Source organism: uncultured Chloroflexus sp. (assembly GCF_937129525.1).
In the GTDB taxonomy this organism is placed as follows: Bacteria; Chloroflexota; Chloroflexia; order Chloroflexales; family Chloroflexaceae; genus Chloroflexus.
The window spans coordinates 1-5,018 of the sequence record NZ_CAKZNK010000122.1; the positions used below are offsets into that span (position 1 = coordinate 1).

Here is a 5,018-nt window from a genome sequence, read left to right on the forward strand (position 1 = left end):
AGCTTTCCGTTGCTGCTTCGCTCAACGCCGTACCGGTGACAATTCTAAATGAATAGCTTGCCGTCGGTCTCCCTCCGGTGGAACCAAAGGGTCTGATCTTCACGAAATAGTTACCACTGGTCGGCGCGTTCCAGACAATCCGCGAGGCCCAGCCGCCACCACCATCATCGTTGAAAGCAAGCAATGTTCCACTGCTGTTATACAATTCGAGGACGGTATCAGCTTCAGCGCCCAGATTGTAGGTGTAAATGGTATAGGTAGTGCCGCCAACGGCTCTAAAGACGACCCAATCGACATCGCTAGTGGCGTGGAAATTGTGGTTTTGCCCGGCACCATTGACGACAAAGGTGCGCGCCTCAGCCATTGTGTCATCAGGCTCGTAGCTGTCAGGGTTCAACGTTGAGCGGGTCACCTCAAGATCGTATTGCGTGCAGTTACCACTGGCTGATGAACTGAAGTGCCGCACCCTTAAGTAGAGGCGCATGCTCGACGTGAAATTGTAGTTGATCAGCGAGGCTAGGCCTGGACCACTATCGTCATCCCAGGCCACTAAAACGCCGCCCGAGTTGTATAGCTCGAATACAGTATCGCTACACGAACCCAGATTGAAGGAGCGTATCGTGTAACTACCGGTGGTCACATCGAAATAGACCCAATCCTGATCGCCGGCAACATGGAAATTATGACTTTGAGCCGCGCCATTGACCGTGATCGAACGGGCAGTCGCCAGCGTATTATCTGGCTCGTAGACGTCCCCACTAATATTACTACCGGTTACACGCAGATCATAAGCGGTACAGCTACCATAGGCCAACGAGCTATAGTGAACGACCTTGACATAGAAGTTCCCGCTGCCAGGCGCTATCCAATCGATCCGCGAGGCCCAGCCACCACCGCCATCATCGTTAGCGGCCAGCAGGGTACCACTGCTATTGTAGAGGTAGATAACCGTATCGCTACACGATGCCAGATTGAGCGTCTCGATCCGATAGCTGTAGCCAGCCGTAGCCGCGAAAAAGACCCAGTCTTGATCGCCGGCAACGTGGAAATTGTGAGACTGCGCCGCGCCGTTGACTGTAATCAAACGCGCGGTTGCCAGCGTGTTGTCTGGCTCGTAGGCATCGGAGGCAGCGCTGAGAATATTGAGCCGGTAACCAGTGTTGGCACCGTAGATATTCCTGTTATACTGTCGCACCTTAACGTAGAAACGCGCGCTGGCAGGAGCTGTCCAGACAATCCGCGAGGCCCATCCGCCACCGCCATCATCGTCGGAAACGAGCATTGTTCCACTGCTGTTGTACAGTTCCAGCACTGTATCAGCCCGCGCTTCGAGGTTGCTGGTCGTAATCGTATATGAAACCCCGTTGACTGCATCAAAATACACCCAATCTTGATCACCGGCCACATGGAAGTTGTGCAGCTGCGAGCTACCTGCGCTGATAGGCCGCGCTGCCGAAAGCGTGTTGTCAGGCTCATAAGCATCAGGTGTTCCGGGTGTGCCATAAGTGCCAATGCGGAGATCGTAACCGGTTCGCGCGCCACTTGCCCCGCTGCTATAGTGGCGCACACGCAAATAGTACGTGGCGCTGTCCGGAGCATACCAAATCAAGCGTGATGCCAAACCTTCTCCGCTATCATCATCTTCAGCTAGCACCGTAGTTCCATTTGACCCTAGCAGCGTGATAACCGTATCAGACCGATCTTCAAGATTCGCAGTCTCAAACCGGTAGAAATTGCCGGCGATAGCGGTGAAGCGAACCCAGTCTTGATCGCCCGGAATATGGAAATTGTGGCGAGTAACGTTAGGCGCATCGAGCGTGCCCGGTGTGATCAGGCGGGCAGTAGCCGCCGTGTTATCCGGTTCGTAATCATCAGCAGTGGCAATCGCCGTCACCGTGACTCGCACATCGTAGCGTAAATTGTTGTTTCCGGCAGACGAACTGTAATGGCGCACCTTGACAAATAACCGCATTGCGCTACCGGGTGTGTAACCAATCCGCGACGCCAGACCACTCCAGTCATCATTGAAAGCCAGCAGAGCGCCGCCACTATCGTACAGCTCAAGCACCGTATCGTTGCCGGCAGCGAGATTGAAGGTTTCGATCACGTATGCTGCGCCATCAACCGTATCAAAGTATATCCAGTCTTGATCGCCGGCAATATGAAAGGTATGCGTCTGAGCTGCGCCATTAACAGTAATCGGTCGCGCCGCACTCTGAGTATTATCCGGCTCATAGCTATCTCCGCTGATAGTCGCCGCCACTACCCGCAGATCATATACGGTCGTGCTCCCATATCTGGCGCTGTTGTAGTGGCGAACCTTCACGAAGAACGTGCCGGCACCAGGAGCAACCCACTGAATCCGCGATGCAAGCGTGCCATCGTAATCATCATTGGCTGCAAGGAGCACACCGCTACCGTTATACAACTCGAGCACCGTGTCAGAGGTGGAACCCAGGTTGAATGTCTCGATGATATATGCCGCACCAGCAGTGGCGCTAAATCGCACCCAATCCTGATCGCCAGCCACGTGGAAATTGTGACGTTGCGCTGCGCCACCAACTGTAATCGTTCTTGACGTTGCCAGCGTATTGTCGGGTTCGTAAGCGTCAGGTGAAGAAGGCGTCGAACTCGAAGTAATCGACAGATTATACCCGGTATTGGATCCACCAACACTATGAAAATTGGTCACGCGCACATGAAGCTGAGCGCTAGCTGTTGCCGTCCAGCTAATCTGAGAGGCAAGAGTACCCCCATGGTCATCATTCTGAGCCAGCAACAGCGTGCCATTGTTGCCAAACAGAGCCAGCACGGTATCGGCTCTACTCTGCAAACCACTTGTTTGAATAGTATAGACTGTACCTGCCACCGCGTTGAATGTCACCCAATCCTGGTCTCCGGCCACGTGGAAATTGTGACTCTGAGATGAACCATTGACAGTAATCAACCTGGCTGCCGCTGCACTGTTATCCGGCTCATAGCTATCAGGTGTGGCCGTACCACCACACGACGGCGGCACATTCAGCTCAACCGCCTGCGCTGCTGTTTGCGTAGCCTGGTACTGGGTTGATGAGGTTCCATATAATGCACTGGCTGCCGCCAGCAAGGCATTGTAAAGGTCAACAAACGTTGATGTCGACGTCAGGCTGGCAGTCAATGCCCGATAGAAGATGCGCTCAGTTGCATTGCGCCCAATGGCTGTAACAGTGCGTCCGTTGAATGTGCCACCTTCTGACATCAGATAGGCCAACTTATTCGGAATACCACTATTGATATGCACACCACCGTGATTACTGGTCGTGCAGACATAGTTGCCAACTCGATCAGGCTGGCCTTGCTCTGGCGGATTGGCCATGTTGCGGATCTCGCGAATTGGCGTATCCTCTCCTATCAGCCAATCATCGCGATCGACCATCGCCCCAAATATGTCTGAGAATGATTCGTTTAGCGCACCCGATTGACCGTTGTAGACCAGATTGGCCGTATATTGGGTCACAGCATGGGCCCACTCGTGAGCCACCACATCGCGCACCGCAAAGCCAGGTCCAAATGCGGTCAGCCTAACGCTACCGTTCCAGAATGCGTTCGAAACTGTCCCGTAACGGACAACCGCCGTCATGGTTGCGCCAGCATTGTCGAAGCTATCACGCCCAAAGGTCGTGAAGAAATAGTCATAAGTCAGACCGGTATTGGTAAATGCCGCCACACAATCAGGATGCGGTGAATCGATCGGGCCTCTCTCGGTGTAGCATAGTGTGCCGGTGGTAGTATTCGTCCCGCGTGCATCGAGAATAACCCGGTTCAACGCGCTGTGGTAGTTAGCGAAACTGAGCCAAACCTTGCCGGTAGTAGCATCGATCACCACCGTTGCGCTCGCGCTATCATCTGGCGCTGTCAGCACCAAACGGTACGCCAGTGCGGTCGTCGCGTTTCCTTTCTCAAACAAAGCTGGATTGAAAAATATCAACTCGTGTTCGTCAAGGCGCGGCTTGGCGAAAGCCTCAGCCAATACTGCCAGCTCCTCATCATCATGGCGTGGCGGATCGTTCTGCAACGCGAGCGTAGCGATCTTTATCGCCTCTGCCAGATCAAGAGTCGGCTTTGTGTCGGCAGCAACAGCCGGCACAAACGCTCCGCTCATACTCCGCACCGCGTTATCGGCAACCTGCAATGCCAGATCAGCGCCCCAAATCCGCACTGTATCCTTGTACTGTGCCACCCGCACGACCGTTAGGTCATCAAGTTGCTCACTACGCAATGGCACCCAATCAAGACCGTCCGCTACAGAAACGAGACTGGCGCCCGGTCCTCGCAAGAACTCGAGCGCCACCAGCTTCGGATCATTCACTGTTGCGCTTGAAAGGGCAACAGTCAACGCAGGATGTGGCGATACCAGTGTGTCAACAAAAATGCGCCGCGGTTGCTCATCAAAAGCTACCGGCGACGCTACAATCGTCGGCGGATATGCCAGCATTACCGCTATCTGCAACCAGATCAGAGCGGCAGCCGCAAGCCATGAAACAAATCGTCGGGACCACATAACCCCTCCTTTTTGCCAGTCAGTGATTATATGATGTGTCAGACTTATCGATCTCAGCAATCAGGTTATTCAATGTTGCCACGAAAGGTTGCAACAGAGTTGGCAAATCGGCGTCAGTAGTCTCAATAGTTGTAGCGTCAATCTGGATACGATAGAGCAGCAGATCACAACATTGATACGGTGGGGAGACCGATAGGTTTTCCAGATTCAGGTCGGCGATATGACGTTGGAGTGATGCGAGTTGTTCTGCATTAAGAGTTGTAGTGGTGACTTCTGTTCCCTGTTTGAGAAGAGTAGCGCCGGTTATCAGATCGATTTCCAATCGATCATCAAAGCCGGCGATACCTCCACTCCGCTCAAATACCAGCCTGGCAGGTTTGACCGGAGCAGCAGCGCATCCTATGAAGAAGAGTGCGGCAATCTCGCCTGCCGTCATATCGCGCTCGTTCAGCATCCGCAGAATGGTGCGCCGGGTCGG

2 protein-coding genes are annotated in these 5,018 nt (G+C 53.8%); both read right to left on the reverse strand.

Annotation, left to right across the window (positions count from 1 at the left end; all coding sequences use genetic code 11):
• A partial coding sequence (locus Q0650_RS15280) for a M4 family metallopeptidase (protein ID WP_298820486.1) occupies nucleotides 1–4,540 on the reverse strand: 4,540 nt, incomplete at its 3' end.
• A 19-nt stretch (nucleotides 4,541–4,559) separates the two neighbouring features.
• On the reverse strand, nucleotides 4,560–5,018 hold a 459-nt coding region (locus tag Q0650_RS15285; RefSeq protein ID WP_298820488.1), incomplete at its 5' end, for a protealysin inhibitor emfourin.